General features: G+C 74.3%; 17 protein-coding genes. 12 read left to right on the top strand and 5 right to left on the bottom strand.

Translation table 11 applies throughout. The features are described 5' to 3' along the window. On the bottom strand, positions 1-776 hold a 776-nt coding region (gene cofD / locus FHX36_RS22335; protein ID WP_183514389.1), incomplete at its 3' end, for a 2-phospho-L-lactate transferase. Between the two features lie 385 nt (positions 777-1,161). Here cofD and FHX36_RS22330 point away from each other — a divergent pair. Both FHX36_RS22330 and FHX36_RS22325 read left to right on the top strand, forming a co-directional pair. Beyond that, positions 1,162-1,425, top strand: coding sequence for a WhiB family transcriptional regulator (locus tag FHX36_RS22330; RefSeq protein WP_181428963.1), 264 nt, complete (start codon positions 1,162-1,164; stop codon positions 1,423-1,425). 222 nt (positions 1,426-1,647) lie between these two features. Continuing rightward, positions 1,648-2,406 carry a GNAT family N-acetyltransferase gene (locus tag FHX36_RS22325; protein WP_246405523.1) on the top strand — a complete coding sequence of 253 codons (759 nt, stop codon included), beginning with the start codon at positions 1,648-1,650 and terminating at the stop codon, positions 2,404-2,406. Between the two features lie 26 nt (positions 2,407-2,432). Here FHX36_RS22325 and FHX36_RS22320 read toward each other — a convergent pair whose 3' ends face one another. From FHX36_RS22320 to FHX36_RS22305, 4 genes are all read right to left on the bottom strand, one after another. After that, positions 2,433-3,644, bottom strand: a complete 1,212-nt coding sequence (locus FHX36_RS22320; protein WP_181428926.1) for an alginate O-acetyltransferase AlgX-related protein — start codon at positions 3,642-3,644, stop codon at positions 2,433-2,435. A gap of 90 nt (positions 3,645-3,734) precedes the next feature. Next, on the bottom strand, positions 3,735-5,171 hold the full coding sequence (locus FHX36_RS22315; RefSeq protein ID WP_110553993.1) for an MBOAT family O-acyltransferase: 1,437 nt from the start codon (positions 5,169-5,171) through the stop codon (positions 3,735-3,737). A gap of 185 nt (positions 5,172-5,356) precedes the next feature. Next, positions 5,357-6,469, bottom strand: coding sequence for a hypothetical protein (locus FHX36_RS22310; protein WP_183514387.1), 1,113 nt, complete (start codon positions 6,467-6,469; stop codon positions 5,357-5,359). 50 nt (positions 6,470-6,519) lie between these two features. After that, positions 6,520-6,978, bottom strand: a complete 459-nt coding sequence (locus FHX36_RS22305) for a metallopeptidase family protein (RefSeq protein ID WP_110554250.1) — start codon at positions 6,976-6,978, stop codon at positions 6,520-6,522. 93 nt (positions 6,979-7,071) lie between these two features. Between FHX36_RS22305 and FHX36_RS23710 the strand changes: the two genes are divergently transcribed. The 10 genes from FHX36_RS23710 (at position 7,072) to FHX36_RS22255 (ending at position 18,534) form a co-directional block, all read left to right on the top strand. After that, a complete protein-coding gene (locus FHX36_RS23710) occupies positions 7,072-7,482 on the top strand; it encodes a DUF3499 domain-containing protein (protein WP_343056709.1) in 411 nt (136 codons plus the stop codon). A gap of 92 nt (positions 7,483-7,574) precedes the next feature. Next, a complete protein-coding gene (locus FHX36_RS22295) occupies positions 7,575-8,954 on the top strand; it encodes a phosphomannomutase/phosphoglucomutase (protein WP_110554252.1) in 1,380 nt (459 codons plus the stop codon). Then, a complete protein-coding gene (locus FHX36_RS22290) occupies positions 8,951-9,157 on the top strand; it encodes a Trm112 family protein (RefSeq protein ID WP_246407253.1) in 207 nt (68 codons plus the stop codon). Before FHX36_RS22295 ends, FHX36_RS22290 begins: the two co-directional genes overlap by 4 nt. Then, positions 9,154-10,296: an SIS domain-containing protein gene (locus tag FHX36_RS22285; RefSeq protein ID WP_183514385.1), complete on the top strand. Its 1,143-nt coding sequence runs from the start codon at positions 9,154-9,156 to the stop codon at positions 10,294-10,296. Before FHX36_RS22290 ends, FHX36_RS22285 begins: the two co-directional genes overlap by 4 nt. Next, positions 10,293-11,306, top strand: coding sequence for a cation diffusion facilitator family transporter (locus FHX36_RS22280; protein WP_110552950.1), 1,014 nt, complete (start codon positions 10,293-10,295; stop codon positions 11,304-11,306). The genes FHX36_RS22285 and FHX36_RS22280 overlap by 4 nt, the downstream gene beginning before the upstream one ends. Before the next feature lie 72 nt (positions 11,307-11,378). Beyond that, positions 11,379-12,554, top strand: coding sequence for a mannose-6-phosphate isomerase, class I (gene manA, locus FHX36_RS22275; protein WP_110552951.1), 1,176 nt, complete (start codon positions 11,379-11,381; stop codon positions 12,552-12,554). A gap of 159 nt (positions 12,555-12,713) precedes the next feature. Next, positions 12,714-14,198, top strand: a complete 1,485-nt coding sequence (gene ahcY / locus FHX36_RS22270) for an adenosylhomocysteinase (protein ID WP_110552952.1) — start codon at positions 12,714-12,716, stop codon at positions 14,196-14,198. Positions 14,199-14,343: 145 nt separating this feature from the next. After that, complete coding sequence (gene mtrA / locus FHX36_RS22265; RefSeq protein WP_110552953.1) at positions 14,344-15,051, top strand: MtrAB system response regulator MtrA; 708 nt, start codon at positions 14,344-14,346, stop codon at positions 15,049-15,051. A gap of 19 nt (positions 15,052-15,070) precedes the next feature. After that, positions 15,071-16,804, top strand: coding sequence for an MtrAB system histidine kinase MtrB (gene mtrB / locus FHX36_RS22260; RefSeq protein ID WP_110552954.1), 1,734 nt, complete (start codon positions 15,071-15,073; stop codon positions 16,802-16,804). After that, entirely contained in the window at positions 16,801-18,534 is a 1,734-nt protein-coding gene (locus FHX36_RS22255) for an LpqB family beta-propeller domain-containing protein (RefSeq protein WP_183514383.1), read from the top strand. The genes mtrB and FHX36_RS22255 overlap by 4 nt, the downstream gene beginning before the upstream one ends. Positions 18,535-18,599 lie beyond the last annotated feature (65 nt).

Below are 18,599 nucleotides of genomic sequence, written 5' to 3'. Positions count from 1 at the left end.
ACGCCCTCGGCGCTGACCTCGACGCCGACGACGGGCAGGCAGCGGTCGGCCATCCCGCGCAGCGCGGCGCCGTCGACGATGGGGGAGACGCCGACCACCCGGCCCCGGGCGGCCCGGACGGCGTCCCGGATGCCGGGCACGCCGAGCACGGTGCCGATCGAGACGACCGGGTTCGACGGGGCGAGCAGCACGGCGTCGGCGGTGCCGAGCGCCTCGACCACGCCGGGCCCGGGGCGGGCGTCGTCGACACCGACCTGGACGAAGCTGTGCGCGTCCAGCGCCGCACGGTGACGGACCCACCACTCCTGGAAGTGGATCGCCCGCGGGCGCCCGGTCTCCGGGTCGGTCACCACGACGTGGGTCTCGACCCGCTGGTCGCTCATCGGCAGCAGCCGGACCCCGGGCTGCCAGCGCTCGGCGAGGGCGGCGGTGACGTCGGAGAGCGGGTAGCCGGCGTCCAGCATCCGGGTGCGGACCAGGTGCGTGGCCAGGTCGCTGTCGCCGAGACCGAACCAGGTCGGCTCGGCCCCGTAGGCGGCCAGCTCGTCCTTGACCGTCCACGTCTCGCCGCGTCGTCCCCAGCCGCGCTCGTCGTCGATCCCGTCACCCAGCGTGTACATGACCGTGTCCAGGTCGGGGCAGATCCTGAGCCCGTGCAGGGTCACGTCGTCGCCGGTGTTGACCACGGCGGTGACCTGGGCCCCGGGGGCCGCGGCCAGGACGCCGCGGAGGAACCGGGCGCCGCCGACGCCTCCGGCGAGTACGACGATGTGCACGCCACCATGGTGCCTGATCGGCAGAAGTGCACTGTGCACCCGGATCCCCGGTCGATGATCTTCACGAAACACTTCCGGCCCGATGGGCAGATGGTGTTCAGGCGGGCGGCGTGTCGAGGTGGCCTGTGACCACATCAGAACAACTTGTGACTGGTGGGGCGGCTGTGACTGCGCGTTACACCGACCCGACTTGACCTCGACTCAACGACACGCGTGTAATTCCGACGTTGTCATCAGCCGCCCGACCCGGGAGCAGCCCGGGGGCGAGGCAGCGTGACGAAGCGAGAGGGGACGCAACGTGATGGCCGAGGTGTCGTGGTTGAGCGAGTACAAGACGCAGGCAGCGGGTTCCGCGCCGGCGGCCTACGGGCAGGACGTGCTGGGCATGGCGGGCGTGTTCGACGCCGCCGTGCCGGGCGTGGACGCCGAGGACCAGGGCTGGCAGGAGCGCGCGCTGTGCGCCGAGACCGACCCCGAGGCGTTCTTCCCGGAGAAGGGCGGCTCGACCCGCGAGGCCAAGAAGATCTGCACCGGCTGCGAGGTGCGCTCCGAGTGCCTCGAGTACGCCCTCGCCAACGACGAGCGCTTCGGCATCTGGGGCGGCCTCTCCGAGCGTGAGCGCCGCCGCCTCCGTCGCCGCGCCGGCTGAGGAAGGACCCCCTTCCTCCCCACCCCTCGCAGGCTCGGGGCGGGTCCCTGGAAGGGCGCCGTTCCAGCACGTCACCGAGAGCGTCGGGCCCCGTCCCCTCCACGGGGGCCCGACCTCTCCTCCGCTCCAGGCGGCCGATGTGGTCGACTGGACGCCGTGCCCTCCCGGACCGCTGACGGCCGTGCCCGCGTGGCCGGTGAGATCCGCGCCGCAGCACCCCTCATGGCCGCACTGGCCGCCCCCGTCACCGCCCGGGGGCCGTGGCTGACCGCGGCGCTCAACGCGTCGCCCGCCGGCCCGCTCGGTCGGGTCCGCCCGCTGGCCCTGGTGGTCGAGCCGCACCCGCAGGGCGGACCGGACGCCGTGGCCCTGCTCTCCACCCGCCGTCGCGGCGTGACGACGGCGGTCACCCTGCTCGGCGCCCAGGTGGCCCCGCTGCCCGACGGCCGCCCCCAGCACCGGCTGCTCGCCCGGGACGAGGAGGCCGCCGCCCGGCTCGCCGCGGGCGTGGCCGACCTCCTCGACGACCTCCGCGGTCCGTGGACGCTCCGCCTGGCCGGCCTGCCGCTGGGCGACCCCACCGTGCGGCACCTCGCCGCGGCGCTGCCCGACTCCTCGCTCGCCACCACCCGCAGCCGCCGGTTGGTCGACGAGCTGGACACCGTGGGTGACGTGCTGCGCAGCCGGGACCCCGCCGAGCTCGAGCGCTGGCTGCCCGCGGTGCTCGACCGGGTGCCGCCCGTCCAGCGGCCGTTCCTGCGGTCCACCGCCCGGCTGCACGCCGCGATCGGCCAGCTCGAGGTCGCCGTGGTCCGCGCCGCCGCCGGTCCGGCCGCCGTCCTGCTCACCCTGGTCGACCGCCGTCCGGGCGGGGAGGACCGCTGGCCGTGGTGGGCGTCCAGCGACGTCGGCGGGCTGCGCCGCGAGCTCGGCTCGCCGTCGGTGTCGCTGACCGCCTCGGCCGGGCTCATCCGTCGCTGAGGCGGGTCAGCGGACTCGCGCAGCTGTCAGCGTGGGTTCGCGGCCAGCGTCGACTCGATGGCGGACAGCGAGGCGTCATCGAGCAACGGGCCTCCATCGGCGATGAACACCCGTTCGACGATCTCGTAGACGACGACGTCGGACTCGGCCAGGGCGTCCGCGACGGTCTGCGGGGAGTCGGCCGCCACCTCGTTGTGCAGCAAGGTGAGGTCGGCGAAGAACTGCCCGATCATAGCGGTGGACGCGTTGGTGAACGAGTCACCGAGCAGCACGGTCCGGGGCTGGAAGAGCGGCGCCCCGTTGGTCTCGTTGAGGACGCGATCCGGGCGGTCGGAGAGCTCGGACACCTCCAGGGAGTCCCGACCCACGGGTGTGACGCCGTCGCGCCGGAGCTCGACCCCCTCGACGGGGTCGTCGTGGGGGAGGCCCAACATGTCGGCCAGGTCGCCCGGTTGGCTGGTCGGGCCCGTCTCCACGAACCGGGTGCCGTCCATGAGCGCAGAGTCCAGGCGGGTGGCCAACTGCTCCGTGTAGACCGCCGCCCCGCGTGGACCCCAGTGCGTGTCCGTCGGCCGGTAGATGGGGTCGCCGGTCGCCTCCTGCGCTGCCTCGAGCGGACCGCGCAGGTCGAGGTAGCCGGTCGGCGGAGTGGCCCGGAGGGTCTCCCAGAACGCCGTCCGGCGCTCAGTGGCGCAGTCCTGGCCGAGGTAGGTGTCCGGCAGGGAGCCGGCGACCATGGTCGACTTGTCGGGGGCGACCGTGACCACGAACGTCCGCCCGGACGCCTCCACCGCGCTGCGGAGCCGATCGACCCGATGGAACACCTCGTCCAGGCTCCGGGTCGCCTGGCAGGGCTCCGCGACGTCGGGCCCGAAGTACAGCCAACCGTCCTGCCCCTCGAGGACCCGCGGGTACTGGGCAGCCGCCGGTGCTCCGTCGGTCTGGGTGGCGCTGCTGTCGCCCGACGGGATACCGGTCGCGGGGCCGCCGGGGTCCGTGCCGTACGAGGGCGCCTCACCGAACACCCGCTGGGAGAGCTCGGCGTTGAAGCGGACAGCCTGCGCGCGCAGCGGCAGGTGGTCGGTCGACCAGGTGGAGAAGGCCGGGAAGAAGTCCCAGCCCTCGGTCGGCGAGGGGAGGTCCGCCAACGGGCGGTTCTCGATGGCCTCCGGCCTCACCCCGAGCACGAAGGCAAGGGCTGGACCGAAGAAGAAGAGCAGCGCGAGGAGCGCTGCCACCGGACGACGGGGCGCTCGGTGGCGCCGGTGACCAGGGGCGGCCGCCGGGGTGGCTGTCTCGTCTCGGATGTCCTTCGACACGGCTGATCCCTAGAACTGGTAGTAGAGGAACGGGCTGAAGGTGCCGGCCGCCACCAGCACGGCCGCGTAAGGGCCGGCGAACGCCATCACCGCGAACCGGGTGGCGGATGACCTCCAGCTGCGACCGGCTTCGAGCACCCGACCCAGCACGAAGGAGCCCGGCAGCAGCACGACCAGCAGGGCCAGGAGCAGCACGACGGAGCGGGTGTTGGTCAGGGAGGCCGACACGGCGTCCGGCAGCCCGAGACCGGACGGCACGAACATCGCGTGCAGGACGTTCATCGCCTGCCCCATGCTCTCGGCGCGGAAGAACACCCAGCCGATGACCACCAGCAGGAAGGTCAGCGCCCGGCGGAACACCAATGCCGGCCCCGTGGAGGTGACCACACCCCAGCCGCTGCGCCGCTCGACGAGCATCAGGGCGCCGTGGTAGACGCCCCAGACCAGGAAGGTCCAGTTCGCGCCGTGCCAGAAGCCGGTGGCGACGAAGATGATGATGAGGTTGCGGTACGTCTTCGCGGCGCCGTGCCGGTTGCCTCCCAGCGGGATGTAGACGTAGTCGCGGAACCACCGGGACAGCGACATGTGCCAGCGGCGCCAGAAGTCGGTGATGGAGGCCGCCGAGTACGGGCGGTCGAAGTTCTCCGGCAACTTGAACCCGATCATCAGGCCTAGCCCGATGGCCATGTCCGAGTAGCCGGAGAAATCGAAGTAGAGCTGGAGGGTGTAGGCCAACGCGCCCAGCCATGCGGCGGACGTCGTCATGTCGCCGTCAGCGCTGGCGAAGGCAGCGTCGGCGACGGGAGCGATCGTGTCGGCGATCACCACCTTCTTGGCGAGCCCCCACGCGAAGCGCGGGAAGCCGAGCGCGAAGTCGTCGAGGCGGTTGCGGTCGGTGTCCGCCAGCTGGTCGGAGATCTCGTGGTAGCGGACGATTGGGCCGGCGACGAGCTGGGGGAACATGGCGATGTAGGTGACGAACTGCACCGGGCTGCGCTGGGCCCGGCGGCTCTGCCGGTAGACGTCGACCACGTAGGACAGGTGGTGGAACGTGAAGAACGAGATGCCGATCGGCAGCGCGAGCTCGATCACGGGGCTGCCGCCCAACCCCAGCGCGCTCGACAGCGCGCCCACCTGCTGCGAGGCGAAGCCCGCGTACTTCCAAATCGCCAGGATGCCCAGGTCGAAGGCGACGGCCGCCCAGAGCACGGCCCGGCGTACCCGGCGCCGGTCGGCGTAGCGGTCGGCGTCGATGAGCAGGCCGGCCGTGTAGTTGACCGCGATCGCCGACAGCAGCAGGAACGTGTACGCGCCGGCACCCCAGGTGTAGAAGAGCAGGCTCGCGATCGAGACCAGCCCGTTCCGCCAGCGCCGGGGGAGCACCCAGTACGCGACGAGGGTGGCCGGCATGAAGAACCAGAGGAACACCGGCGAGGCGAAGGACATCGAACTCCTGAAGCGCGGCGGATCGGGGCCCCGGTCTCACGACCGTAGGCCAGCGGGCGGACGGCGACCCCGTCCGGGCGGTACCGGGAGCTGGTCCGGGACCGCCGGAGCGGCTGGTATGGGCCGTCGTCATGAGGTCGGAGCCGCCCACACCGGGCTCGTGGCAGAGCCCGGCACCCGGGCCGTCAGCCGGGGAGCTGCAGCAGGTTGACGCCGCGGTCGGCGGTGGTCGGCGCGCTGTCGAGCCCGATCCGGACGACCCCGGCCGCCGGCGTGCGGCCGTCCTGCGCCGGTCCGTCGGCGGCGATCGCGGCCGTCAGCTCGTAGGCGCGGCCGGTGTAGGCCGGCGCGCTGCCGTTGGGCCGGGTGTAGGTCGGGAACAGCCCGGCCACCTCGATCCGGTCGCCGTCCCGCTCCACCCGCAGGTCCGGGCTGGCCAGGTCGGCGTACTCGGTGAGCGAACGGGCGCAGCCGGCGGCCAGCGGGTCGGCCGGTGGCTCGGCGGTCAGGCAGTTGTAGGTGGGCAGCCGCACGTGCGCCAGCGACCGGCTGCCGTCGGTGGTGACGCTGACGCTCGGGTAGGTCACGGTGAGCCCGACCGCGCGCTGCTCCAGCACGACGCCCTGGAACGCGACGCTGGCCGCCAGCCCGTCCTCGCCCAGCGGCACGGACTCGAAGGCCAGCGCCGCGGCCCCGGTCCCGCTGGCCGGGGCCGGCGCCGGCTGGGCGGCGGGGGAGGAGACCGTCGGCTGCGGCGCGGCGGAGGGTGCCGGGGTGGCCGTCACCTCGGCCGGCCGTGCCGCGGCCACCGCGCCACCGCCGGCGAGGGCGACCCCGATCGCGGCGACCAGCAGCAGCACGGCTGCGGCGACCGCGGCGGTCCCGGCCCGACCGAGGTCGGGAGCGCCGTCGCCCGGGCCGGCCCGGTGGCTCCCGGGTCCAGGGGCGGGGTCGGGTCCGGGGTCGGTCGGTGCGTCCGGGGCCTCGACGGGTGCGCTGGCGACTCGGGCGGGTGGGGTGGCCGCCACCGTCGGCGGACCTGCCGTCCAGCCGGGCGGGCGGTCGGCGAAGCCCGGCAGGTCGTCGTCCGGGAAGCGCTCCGCCGCCGACGTCGTCCCGGCTGCCGGCGGTGCTGCGGCCGGGGGCTGCGCTCGGGTCCGGGGCGCCGCGTGCTGCCGCGCCCGGCGGGCCCGGCGGACGCCCGCGACGAGGACGCCGAGCAGCAGGGCCAGCGCCAGCCCGATCAGCACACCGACGGCCAGCCAGGTGCCCAGGTGGGCGTCAGGTCCGTTGCTCATCGGCGTCCAGCATGTCAGTGCGCGCCGCGGGCACCGGGACGACGTCGCCGTCAGGAGGTGGGGTCGATTTCCTCCGGGTCGCGGCCCAGCAGCACGGCGACCTGGTCGACGACGACGTCCCGGACCAGGTCGGCGAGGTCGTCGCGATCGGCGGCGCGGATCTCCAGCGGGCGGCGGTAGACCACGATCCGGGCGGGGTGCTCGCGGCCGCCCTCGCGGTGCGCGGGCAGCACCCGGGCCAGCGGCACGCTGCCGTCCTCGAGCACGTCGGCGTCCAGCACGACCTCGTCGGGGCTGCTGTGGTCGACCCAGGGCACGTCCTCGACGGCGAACTCGACGCCGGCCAGCTCCCGCTCCCAGCGGCGCTCCAGGTCCTCGACCGCGTCGAGCACCAGGTCGTCGAACTGCTCGGCGCGGCTGCGGGAGAGCGGCACCGTCGGGGGGACCAGGCGCCCGCGCAGGCCGCGGCCGTGCCGGTCGCGGCGGGTGCGGGCAGGGAGGCGGTCCATCGCGGCTGGAGCCTACGGCCTGGCCTGCCGGGCGGTGGGCCGGTGGGCCTGCCGGGGGCGGTGGGGCACCGGTGCCGACGCGTGCGCGTTTCGGTGCGCCTCCTCCCCACGGGGCCCGCTCGCGGTTACTGTGCCAACCGTGAGGAACCGGTGGTGAGGCAGTCACGTCGCTGCTCGCGCAGCGGCTGCGCGCAACCGGCAGCGGCGACCTTGACCTACGTGTACGCGGAGTCAACGGCCGTCGTCGGCCCGTTGGCGACCTACTCCGAGCCGCACAGCTACGACCTGTGCGAGTTCCACGCCGAGCGGCTGACCGTGCCGCGCGGCTGGGAGGTCGTGCGCCACGAGATCGACACCGAGGACGCCGGCCCGACCGGCGACGACCTGCTCGCGCTGGCCGACGCGGTCCGCGAGGCGGCTCGCCCCGAGCCCCCGCGCGACCCCGCCGACGACGGCAGCGGCACCCGGCGCGGGCACCTGCGCATCCTGCCCAACCTGCCCTGAAGGACCCCGCTGCCCCCCTCCGCTCGCACGCTCGCGGCGGGCCCCTGCAGCGGGGCCGACGGGGTTCCAGGCTCGCCGATAGGGTCATGTCCGTGACAGACCTGTCGTCGATCATCAAGGCGTACGACGTCCGGGGCCTGGTCCCCGAGCAGTGGGACGAGGACGTCGCCCGGGCCATCGGTGCCGCGTTCGCCGAGTTCGTGCACGCCGAGACCGGCGCGACCGCGGTCGTCACCGCCCACGACATGCGCGACTCCTCGGTCCCCCTCTCGCGCGCCTTCGCCGAGGGCGTGCTCGCCCGCGGCGTCGACGTCGTCGAGGCCGGGCTGGGCTCCACCGACATGCTGTACTTCGCCGCCGGGTCGCTGGGCATCCCGGGCGCGATGTTCACCGCCAGCCACAACCCGGCCCAGTACAACGGCATCAAGCTCTGCCGCGCCGGTGCCGCCCCGATCGGCCAGGACTCCGGCCTGGTGCAGATCCGGGAGTGGGCCGAGCAGCTCGTCGACGGCTCGGCCGTCTTCGAGCGCACCCCCACCGGCACCGGGTCGGTGACCAGCCGGGACCTCGTCGCCGAGTACGCCGCCTACCTGCGCGGCCTGGTCGACCTCTCCGGCATCCGCCCGCTGAAGGTCGTGGTCGACGCCGGCAACGGCATGGGCGGGTTCACCGTGCCGGTGGTGCTCTCCGGGCTGCCGCTGGAGGTGGTGCCGATGTACTTCGAGCTCGACGGCTCCTTCCCCAACCACGAGGCCAACCCGCTGGACCCGGCGAACCTGGTCGACCTGCAGGCCGGGGTGCGCGAGCACGGCGCCGACATCGGGCTGGCCTTCGACGGCGACGCCGACCGCTGCTTCATCATCGACGAGCGCGGCGAGCCGGTGAGCCCCTCAGCGATCACCGGGCTGGTCGCCGTCCGCGAGCTCGCCAAGGGCACCGGGACGACGATCATCCACAACCTGATCACCTCCCGGGCGGTCCCCGAGATCGTCCGCGAGCACGGTGGGCAGCCGGTGCGCACCCGGGTCGGCCACTCGTTCATCAAGGCCGAGATGGCCCGCACCGACGCCGTCTTCGGTGGCGAGCACTCCGCGCACTACTACTTCCGCGACTTCTGGCGCGCCGACACCGGCATGCTCGCCGCGATGCACGTGCTGGCCGCGCTGGGCGAGCAGCCCCGGCCGCTGTCGGAGCTCACCGAGTCCTACGAGCGCTACGTGGCCTCCGGCGAGATCAACTCCACCGTCACCGACCAGGCCGGGCGGGTCGCCGCGGTCAAGGAGACCTACGGCCGGGTCGACGGCGTGGGCTTCGACGACCTCGACGGGCTCACCGTGTCGCTGCCGGACGGCGCGTGGTTCAACCTGAGGGCCAGCAACACCGAGCCGCTGCTGCGGCTCAACGTCGAGGCGCCCGACCGGGCGCGGATGACCGAACTGCGCGACGAGGTCCTGGAGTTGGTGCGGGCATGACCGGCAACGCGGCGAGCGACCAGACGCTGGGCATCGACCCGGCCCTGCTGGAGATCCTGGCCTGCCCGGACACCCACCACAGCCCGCTGACCCTCGACGTCGACGCCGCCGAGCTGGTCTGCCCCACCTGCCACCGGGCGTTCCCGGTGCGGGACGGCATCCCGGTGCTGCTCCTGGACGAGGCCCGGCAGCGCCCCGCATGAGCTCTCCGGAGCTCGCCGAGGAGGTCCTCGACGACCTCGAGCTGCTGCGTGCCCGCGACCCGCAGGGCCTGCTGCCGGCGGTCGCCGGTGCCGGCGCCCAGGTGCGCGAGACCGCCCGGCTGACCCGGGAGTCCGGCCTGGAGCGGGCCACCTCGGGCGGCCGGCCGCGCGGGCTGGTGGTCGTCGCCCGACGCGAGGGGGCCGTCGCCGCCTCGGTGCTGCGGGCCCTCCTCGGCTCGTCCAGCCCGGTGACGGTGGACGTCGTGCCGGGGCCGGCGCTGCCGGTGTGGATGGGGCCCACCGACATCGCGGTCGTCGCCACCCGGACCGGCGCCGGGCGCTACGCCGTCACGCCGGCCTACGAGGCGGCCCGCCGCGGCGTCGCGCTGGTCGGCATCGGCGCCGAGGACGCGCCGCTGCACGCCGCCGTCGCCAGCGCCCGGGCGCCCTACGTGCCGCTGCCGCCGTCCCGGGTGCGGCACACCACGCTGTGGTCGCTGCTCACCCCGATGCTGCTGCTCTGCGCCGACCTGGGGCTGCTGCCCGAGGGCACCGCCGACACCGAGGTCGTGGCCGCGGCGCTCGACGAGGTGGCCGCCGAGTGCGGGCCGGCCCGGGAGTCCTTCGTGAACCCGGCCAAGACGCTGGCGCTGGAGCTGCTGGATGCGTTGCCGGTCATCGTCTCCGAGGGCCCGCTGGCCGGGGCCGCCGCCGACCGGGTCGCCGACCAGCTCGCGACGCTGGCCGGGCTGCCGGTGACCGGCTTCCGGCTGCCCGACCAGCGGGTGGCGGCGCGCACCGTGCTCGCCGGCCCGCTCGCCCCCGAGGGCGGCCAGGACGACTTCTTCCGCGACCGCACCGACGACCCCGGTCGCCGGCTGCGGCTGCTGACCATCCGCGACTCCGACGCCGGTGAGCACGACGGCGCCGAGCGCGAGCCACGGTCGGCCGGTGCGGCGATGGCCGAGGTGCTGCGCGCTGCGGCCGAGCACAACGTCCCGGTCAGCGGGCTGGCCGCGCACGGCGAGCCCGAGCGGCACCCGCGGCTGGTCCAGCTGGCCCGGCAGATCGCCGTCGCCGACTTCAGCGCCGTCTACCTGGCGCTCGCGCTCGACCACGAGAGGCTCCTGCACACATGAGCGACCGCACCGTCGAGCACACCGCGCCGGCGGAGGCCGGTGGTCACGGCGGGGGCGGGCACGGTGGCGGGACGACCGCGATCCTCGCCGCCCTCGCCGCCAACCTGGGCATCGCGGCCGCGAAGTTCGTCGCCTTCCTCATCACCGGGGCCTCCTCCATGCTGGCCGAGTCGATCCACTCGGTCGCCGACTCGGGCAACCAGGGGCTGCTCCTGCTCGGCGGGCGCACCTCCCGGCGGCGGGCCACCGCCGAGCACCCGTTCGGCTTCGGCCGGGACCGCTACCTCTACGGGTTCCTGGTCGCCGTGGTGCTGTTCAGCGTGGGCGGCCTGTTCGCGATCTACGAGGGCGTGCACAAGGTCCGGGAGTCCGGCGAGGTCGAGTCCCAGCTGGTCGCGATCATCGTGCTGCTGGTCGCCATCGCGCTGGAGAGCTTCTCGCTGCGCACCGCCGTCCGGGAGACCAACGCCGTCCGCCCGCCGGGGCAGAGCTACTGGCAGTTCATCCGGCACGCCCGCGCACCCGAGCTGCCGGTCGTGCTGCTGGAGGACACCGCCGCGCTCACCGGCCTGGTGCTGGCCCTGGCGGGCGTCGGGCTGTCCGCGGCCACCGGCAACGGCGTCTACGACGGGCTGGGCACGATCGCGATCGGCCTGCTGCTGGTCGCGGTGGCCGTGGTCCTCGCCATCGAGACCAAGAGCCTGCTGATCGGCGAGTCGGCGACCCCCGACGCCCAGCGGCGCATCGTCGCCGCGCTCACCGAGGGCGGTGACGTCGCCTCGGTGATTCACATGCGCACCCAGCACCTCGGGCCGGAGGAGCTGCTGGTGGCGGCCAAGATCGAGGTGCACCACGACGACACCGCGGCCGCGGTGGCCCGGGCCATCGACGAGGCCGAGGCCCGGGTGCGGGCCGCCGTGCCGATCGCGCGGGTCATCTACCTGGAGCCCGACCTCCGGCGGCCGGGCACCGTGGAGTCCCCGACGGGCGGGCCTGCCCCGGCCGGATGAAGGGGGCTCCAGTTCCCGGGGGGTGACGCCGATCATGTGAGGGTGACGTCGACCCCGGTAGCCTCCGCCTCGATGTGGCAGCTGACGAACGCGGTCCGCCACTACCCGTGGGGCTCGCACACGGTCATCCCCGAGCTGCTCGGTGAGCCCTCCCCGGCGGAGCAGCCCTACGCCGAGCTGTGGATGGGCGCCCACCCCGACCAGCCGAGCGTGCTGTCCGACGGCCGCCCGCTGGACGCCGCCATCTCCGCCGAGCCCGACGTGCTGCTCGGGCCCTCGGTGCACGAGCGGTTCGGCGCCCGGCTGCCGTTCCTGATGAAGGTGCTCGCCGCCGACACCCCGCTGTCGCTGCAGGCGCACCCCACCACCACGCAGGCCGAGGTCGGCTTCGCCGCCGAGGAGGCCGCCGGGATCCCGCGCGACGACGCGACCCGGACCTTCAAGGACCCGTTCCACAAGCCGGAGATCCTCTGCGCCCTCACCCCGGTCGAGGCGCTGTGCGGCTTCCGGCCGGTGGAGGAGTCGCTGCACTGCCTGGCGAAGCTGCAGCTGCCCGAGCTGATGCCCACGATCGCGGCGCTGGCCCGCGGGGGGCTGCGCGCGGCGATCCCGCAGCTGCTGGCGCTCTCCGCCCGGCGGCGGGAGTCGCTGGTGCGCGCCGTCGCCGAGCGGGCGGCCGGCTTCGTCGCCGCGCACGACCCGGAGTTCATCAACACCTACCGCTGGGCGGCCTCCCTCGCCGAGACCTACCCCGGTGACCCGGGCGTGGTGATCTCGCTGATGTGCAACCACCTGCGGCTCGCGCCCGGCGAGGCGGTGTTCCTGCCCGCCGGGAACCTGCACGCCTACCTGTGCGGGGCCGGCATCGAGGTGATGGCCAGCTCGGACAACGTGCTGCGCGGCGGCCTGACCAACAAGCACGTCGACCTCGCCGCCCTCATCGAGGTGCTCGACTTCACCGACGGCAAGGTGCCGGTGCTCCACCCGGTGCTGGGCCCCGGCGGGCTGCGCTACCCGGTGCCGGTCGACGACTTCGACCTGACCCGCTGCCAGGTCGACGTCGACCCCGGGGTGCTGACCACCGGCGGCCCGCAGGTGCTGCTGTGCACCGAGGGCGCCGCCGTGCTGGCCACCACCGACGGCGAGCTGGTGCTGCAGCGCGGCGAGTCGGCGTTCGTGCCGGCCGGGCGGCCGGTCACCGCGCGCGGCCCGGCCGTGCTGTACCGCGCCACCACCTCCCTCCGCTGACGCCCGGTCCGCACCACCCGCCGCGCTGAGCCGGGGCGCCGGCGGTGCGGGTTACCCTGGGAGACGGCACGAGCCCCGCCGAAGCCTCGGCATGCTCGCTCAGCACTCAGCGACCGACAGCGCCCGCCCACCCGGGGCCGGGCCGGACACTGGAGCGACATGACCGCCAGCACTGGCACCCGCGTACTGACCGACGGCGACTTCAAGGTCGCCGACCTCTCCCTCGCCGGCTTCGGCCGCAAGGAGATGAGCCTCGCCGAGCACGAGATGCCCGGCCTGATGGCCCTCCGCGAGGAGTACGGCGACGAGCAGCCGCTGGCCGGCGCCCGCATCGCCGGCTCGCTGCACATGACCATCCAGACCGCGGTGCTCATCGAGACGCTGACCGCGCTCGGTGCCGACGTCCGCTGGGTGAGCTGCAACATCTTCTCCACCCAGGACCACGCCGCCGCGGCGATCGTCGTCGGCGACGGCACCCCCGAGCAGCCCGCCGGCGTCCCGGTCTTCGCCTGGAAGGGCGAGACGCTGGAGGAGTACTGGTGGTGCACCCAGCGCCTGTTCGAGTTCACCGACGCCGACGGCACCGTGGTCGGCCCGAACATGCTGCTGGACGACGGCGGCGACGCGACCCTGCTGGTCCACCTGGGCACCCGCTTCGAGTCCGAGGGCGCCGTGCCGGACACCACCGACGCCGACTCCGAGGAGTACGGCGTGATCCTCGACGTGCTGCGCCGCAGCCTGGCCGAGGACGACCAGCGCTGGACCCGGATCGGCAAGGAGATCAAGGGCGTCACCGAGGAGACCACCACCGGTGTCCTGCGGCTCTACGAGCTCGCCCGCGACGGCCGGCTGCTCTTCCCGGCGATCAACGTCAACGACTCGGTCACCAAGAGCAAGTTCGACAACCTCTACGGCTGCCGGCACTCGCTGATCGACGGCCTCAACCGGGCCACCGACGTGATGATCGGCGGCAAGGTCGCGGTCGTCTGCGGCTACGGCGACGTCGGCAAGGGCTGCGCGGAGTCGCTGCGCGGCCAGGGCGCCCGGGTCATCGTCACCGAGATCGACCCGATCAACGCCCTGCAGGCCGCCATGCACGGCTACGAGGTGACCACGCTGGACGAGGTCATCGGCAAGGCCGACATCGTCATCACCACGACCGGCAACAAGGACATCATCTCGGCCGAGCAGCTGGGCCAGACCAAGCACCAGGCGATCATCGGCAACATCGGCCACTTCGACAACGAGATCGACATGGCCGGCCTGGCCCGCACCCCGGGCATCACCAAGACCAACATCAAGCCGCAGGTCGACGAGTGGCGGTTCGCCGACGGCCACACGATCATCGTGCTCTCCGAGGGCCGGCTGCTGAACCTGGGCAACGCCACCGGGCACCCGAGCTTCGTGATGAGCGCGTCGTTCTCCAACCAGACGCTGGCCCAGATCGAGCTGTGGAACAACCGGGCGGCCTACGAGGGCAAGACCCCCGGCGTCACCGTCCTGCCGAAGAAGCTCGACGAGCACGTCGCCCGGCTGCACCTCGACGCGCTGGGCGTCAAGCTCACCACGCTGACCAAGGTGCAGGCCGACTACCTCGGCGTCCCGGTCGAGGGCCCGTACAAGAGCGACCACTACCGCTACTGAAAGGACCTGGCCGCCCCCCGCGACACGCTCCGCGCGCCGCGGGACCCTGCGGCCAGGCCGTTCCAGCAGCTCACCTCCGCCCCGCCCGGGGGATTCCCCGGGCGGGGCGGACCGTGATCTCGCTGTGATCGCGCACAATGGCGGCGTGCCACCTTCCGCACCCAGTCAGGGCGCCAACCGCGGCCGTGTCCTCGTCGTCGACGACGACGCCGCTCTCGCCGAGATGCTCGGCATCGTGCTGCGCCGGGAGGGCTACGAACCGGCGTTCGTCTCCGACGGCGCCCGGGCGGTTGCGACGTTCCAGCAGCTCCGACCCGACCTGGTGCTGCTCGACCTGATGCTGCCCGGCCGCAACGGCCTGCAGATCTGCGCCGACATCCGCACCCAGTCGACCGTGCCGATCGTGATGCTCACCGCCAAGGGCGACACGATCGACATCGTGCAGGGCCTGGAGGCCGGCGCCGACGACTACGTCACCAAGCCGTTCAAGCCCGTCGAGCTCGTCGCGCGGGTCCGCGCGCAGCTGCGCCGCGGGGAGAACGGCCAGGCCGAGAGCCTGGCGATCGGCGACGTGCAGATCGACGTCCCGGCGCACCAGGTCACCCGCGACGGCGTCCCGATCGCGCTGACCCCGCTGGAGTTCGACCTGCTGGTCGCGCTGGCCCGCAAGCCGCGGCAGGTCTTCACCCGCGAGCTGCTGCTCGAGCAGGTCTGGGGCTACCGGCACGCCGCCGACACCCGCCTGGTGAACGTGCACGTCCAGCGGCTGCGGGCCAAGGTCGAGCGCGACCCGGAGAAGCCCGAGGTCGTGCTGACGGTGCGCGGCGTGGGCTACAAGGCGGGTCCACCGTGACCTGGGGTCCCTTGCGGCCGTGAGCACCACCACGGGCCCCCCGGCGGTCGACCAGGCCGGCGACGTCCCGGCGGCCCCGGCCCCACCCGACCGCGCGGCGCGCCCCCGGCGCACCGTGGCGCAGCTGCGCGCCGGTGCCGGCCGGCGGCTGACCCGCACCCGGCGACGGACGGTCGTGCGCACCGCGCGGCTGGTCCGGCGGGCGGTGCACGCCTGGCGGGCCTCGCTGCAGCTGCGCGTCGGCGCGATCACGATGCTCGTCGCCGGTGTCCTGGTGGTCATCGTCAGCCTCGTGCTGTTCCGGCAGATCAGCGACCAGCTGCTGGGCGCCAAGCGGCAGGCCGCCGTCGACCAGTCGCTGTCCGGCGTGCAGTACGCCCAGACCGAGGTGGGCGGGATCGCCACCGGCGACTCGGCGAGCGTGCGCAGCACGCTGTCCCGCACGGTGGAGAACCTGCGGTCGCGCGGTGGCGCGGCCGGCGACTTCGACGTCGTGATGGTCTACCTCTCCGGCGACGCCCCGCGGCCGGCGGCCAGCCGGCCGGACATCTACCCGGCGATCCCCGACGACCTCCGGGCCGAGGTCGCCGGTGGCGCGCAGGCCTACCGGTACGCCCCGGTGCCCGACCGGGACGGCGACCCGGTGCCCACCCTGCTGGTGGGTGCGCCGGTGCCCACCGACGGGCAGGGCGGCGACCGGGTGGAGGTCTACTTCGCCTTCCCGCTGGACCAGGAGCAGGAGAGCCTGGAGGGGATCCGCAGCACCGTCGTCATCACCTGCGCCGTGCTCACCCTCTTCGTCGCCGGCATCGGGGTGCTGGTGACCCGGCTGGTGGTCGACCCGGTGCGCCGCGCGGCCGGCAGCGCCCAGCGGCTGGCCGAGGGGCACCTGGAGGAGCGGCTGGTGGTCCGCGGCGAGGACGACCTCGCCCGGCTGGCCACCAGCTTCAACGCGATGGCCGACAGCCTGCAGCGGCAGATCACCCAGCTGGAAGGGCTCTCGCAGCTGCAGCAGCGGTTCACCTCCGACGTCTCGCACGAGCTGCGCACCCCGCTGACCACGGTGCAGATGGCCGCGGCGGTGCTGCACGAGGCGCGCGAGGACTTCGACCCGGCGGTCGCCCGCTCCGCCGAGCTGCTCCGGGCCGAGCTGGACCGCTTCGAGATGCTGCTGTCGGACCTGCTGGAGATCAGCCGTTACGACGCCGGCGCGGCGGTGCTGGAGGCCGAGCCGCAGGACCTGGTGCCGCTCGTGGGCCGGGTCGCGGAGGGGATGAGCGCGCTGGCCGCCCGGCACGACTGCGAGCTGCAGGTCGCCGTCCCGCCCGTCCCGGTCATCGCCGAGGTCGACGGCCGGCGGGTCGAGCGGGTGCTGCGCAACCTCGTCGGCAACGCCATCGAGCACGGCACCGGGAAGCCGGTCGAGATCACCCTGGCCGCCTCGGCCACCGCGGTCGCGATCACCGTGCGCGACCACGGCATCGGGCTCACCTCCGCCGACGCCCAGCACGTCTTCGACCGGTTCTGGCGGGCCGACCCGGCGCGGGTGCGCAGCGTCGGCGGCAGCGGACTGGGCCTGTCGATCAGCCTGGAGGACGCCCGCCTGCACGGTGGCTGGCTGCAGGTGTGGGGCCTGCCCGGGCAGGGGGCGCAGTTCCGGCTGACCGTGCCGATGACGGCAGGCGGGGAGCTGACCAGCTCGCCGCTGCCGCTGCGGCCGCCCTTCCTGCGCCCGCCGCGGGACCGCGCGTGACCCGGCTGCGGCGGACGGCGGTGGCCGCCGTCCTCGGTGCCCTGCTGGCCGGCTGCAGCACGGTGCCCAGCGCCTCCCCGACGATCCAGATCACCCAGGTCGCCCAGCCCACCGACGTCGCGGTCGGCGTCGAGCCGCTGACCCCGGAGGCCGGCGCGACGCCGGAGGAGGTGGTGCGCGGGTTCATCGACGCCAGCGCCAGCGTGGTGCGCAACCACCCGGTGGCCCGGCAGTACCTCGCCGAGGGCGTCGCCACGAGCTGGAACGACAGCGACGTCGTCACGGTGATCAGCCAGGACTACGCCGCCGTCCAGCTGGAGTCGGGCACCGTGCAGGTCACCGGGACGCTGGTCGGCTCCCTCGACGACCGCGGGGTGTTCACCGTCGGCACCGGCTCGGTCTACACCCGCACCTTCACCGTCACCGACGAGTCCGGCGAGTGGCGGATCACCGACCCGCCCGACGGGCTGCTCCTGCTGCAGCCGGACTTCACGCGCACCTACGACCAGCTCAACGCCTACTTCCTGGACCCCACCGGCACCCGCGTCGTCCCCGACCCGCGCTACCTGGTCAGCGGCGAGGCCCAGTCGACCGCGCTGGTCGACAAGCTGCTGGCCGGTGCGGCGCCGCTGATCGCGGCCGGGGTGACCAACCCGCTGGCCGGCGCCCGGCTGCGCAGCACCGTCAGCGTCTCGGGCACCACCGCGACGGTCGACCTGAGCTGGCCCGGCGAGGTCGCCGACGGCACCGTCGAGGCCGCGGCCGCCCAGCTGACCTGGTCGCTGGTCCAGCAGCAGCTGGGGCTGCAGTCGGTGCGCGTGCTCCGCGACGGCCAGGAGCTGGGGCTGCCCGGGCTGCCCGACCGGCTGACCACCGACGACTGGGCGGCGCTCGACCCGGACCTGGCGCCGGCCGGCGCCGTCGGGCACTACCTGGAGGGCGGCGCCCTGCGGCTGGCCACCGACGGCACCGCGGCGCCGGGCCCGGCCGGGGCCGGCAGCTACCAGCTCGCCTCGGCCGCGGTGTCGGTCGACGCGGGCACCAGCGAGCTCGGGCTCACCGCGGGGGTGTCGACGACGCTGTCGCCGTCCGGTGCGCCGGCCACGCTCTTCGCCGGACCCTACGGCGGCGAGCTGGCCCCGGTCCTCACCGGCGACAGCTTCACCGAGCCCACCACCGCCGGCACCCGCTCGGAGGTGTGGACGGTGCGCAACGGCAGCGAGGTGGTCCGGCAGCCGGCGGGCAGCACGCCGCAGACCGTCAGCGCCACGACGCTGCCCGGGCTGGGCCGGGCCACGGCCTTCCAGCTGTCGCCGGACGGCGTCCGCGCGGCCGTCGTCGTGCAGGGCACCTCGGGCGGTCAGCTCTACATCGGCACCGTCGTGCGCGACGAGGACACCGTGAGCGTCCGGGACCTGCGCTCGATCGCCCCCAGCGTCCGCCAGGTCACCGACGTGGCCTGGCGCAACGCCGGGCTGCTGATGTTCCTGGCGGCCGACCCGAGCACCGGCCGGACGGTGCCGTACACGGTCGGCGTCGACGGCTGGGAGCTGCAGGAGACCACCGCGTCCGGCCTGCCGGACCAGCCGACCGCGCTGGCCGCGGCGCCGGGGCGGCAGCCGCTGGTCAGCGCGCAGGGCACCATGTGGCAGCTGGCCGGCGGCAACTGGGTGACCCTCGTCCGCGGTCAGCAGCCGCGGCCCGGCGGGGCGCCGTTCTACCCGATGTGAGGCCCGCGGCGCCGGCCGCCGTCCCCAGCCGCGCCGCCGTCCCCAGCCACCACCCGGACCACCCG

The organism is Modestobacter versicolor, from assembly GCF_014195485.1.
Taxonomy (GTDB): domain Bacteria; phylum Actinomycetota; class Actinomycetes; order Mycobacteriales; family Geodermatophilaceae; genus Modestobacter; species Modestobacter versicolor.
Note: the sequence above shows the minus strand (reverse complement) of the source record. Positions and strands in the feature narration are given on the sequence as shown.

What these genes read in the sequence shown, in the direction of transcription:
- FHX36_RS22325 (WP_246405523.1), top strand. Translation starts at nt 1,648, where the DNA reads ATGGCCGCACTGGCCGCCCCCGTCACCGCCCGGGGGCCGTGGCTGACC.
- FHX36_RS22290 (WP_246407253.1), top strand. Translation starts at nt 8,951, where the DNA reads ATGACCGGCAACGCGGCGAGCGACCAGACGCTGGGCATCGACCCGGCC.
- FHX36_RS22285 (WP_183514385.1), top strand. Translation starts at nt 9,154, where the DNA reads ATGAGCTCTCCGGAGCTCGCCGAGGAGGTCCTCGACGACCTCGAGCTG.
- FHX36_RS22330 (WP_181428963.1), top strand. Translation starts at nt 1,162, where the DNA reads ATGGCGGGCGTGTTCGACGCCGCCGTGCCGGGCGTGGACGCCGAGGAC.
- FHX36_RS22280 (WP_110552950.1), top strand. Translation starts at nt 10,293, where the DNA reads ATGAGCGACCGCACCGTCGAGCACACCGCGCCGGCGGAGGCCGGTGGT.
- FHX36_RS22305 (WP_110554250.1), bottom strand. Translation starts at nt 6,978, where the DNA reads ATGGACCGCCTCCCTGCCCGCACCCGCCGCGACCGGCACGGCCGCGGC.
- ahcY (WP_110552952.1), top strand. Translation starts at nt 12,714, where the DNA reads ATGACCGCCAGCACTGGCACCCGCGTACTGACCGACGGCGACTTCAAG.
- FHX36_RS22310 (WP_183514387.1), bottom strand. Translation starts at nt 6,469, where the DNA reads ATGAGCAACGGACCTGACGCCCACCTGGGCACCTGGCTGGCCGTCGGT.
- manA (WP_110552951.1), top strand. Translation starts at nt 11,379, where the DNA reads ATGTGGCAGCTGACGAACGCGGTCCGCCACTACCCGTGGGGCTCGCAC.
- FHX36_RS22315 (WP_110553993.1), bottom strand. Translation starts at nt 5,171, where the DNA reads ATGTCCTTCGCCTCGCCGGTGTTCCTCTGGTTCTTCATGCCGGCCACC.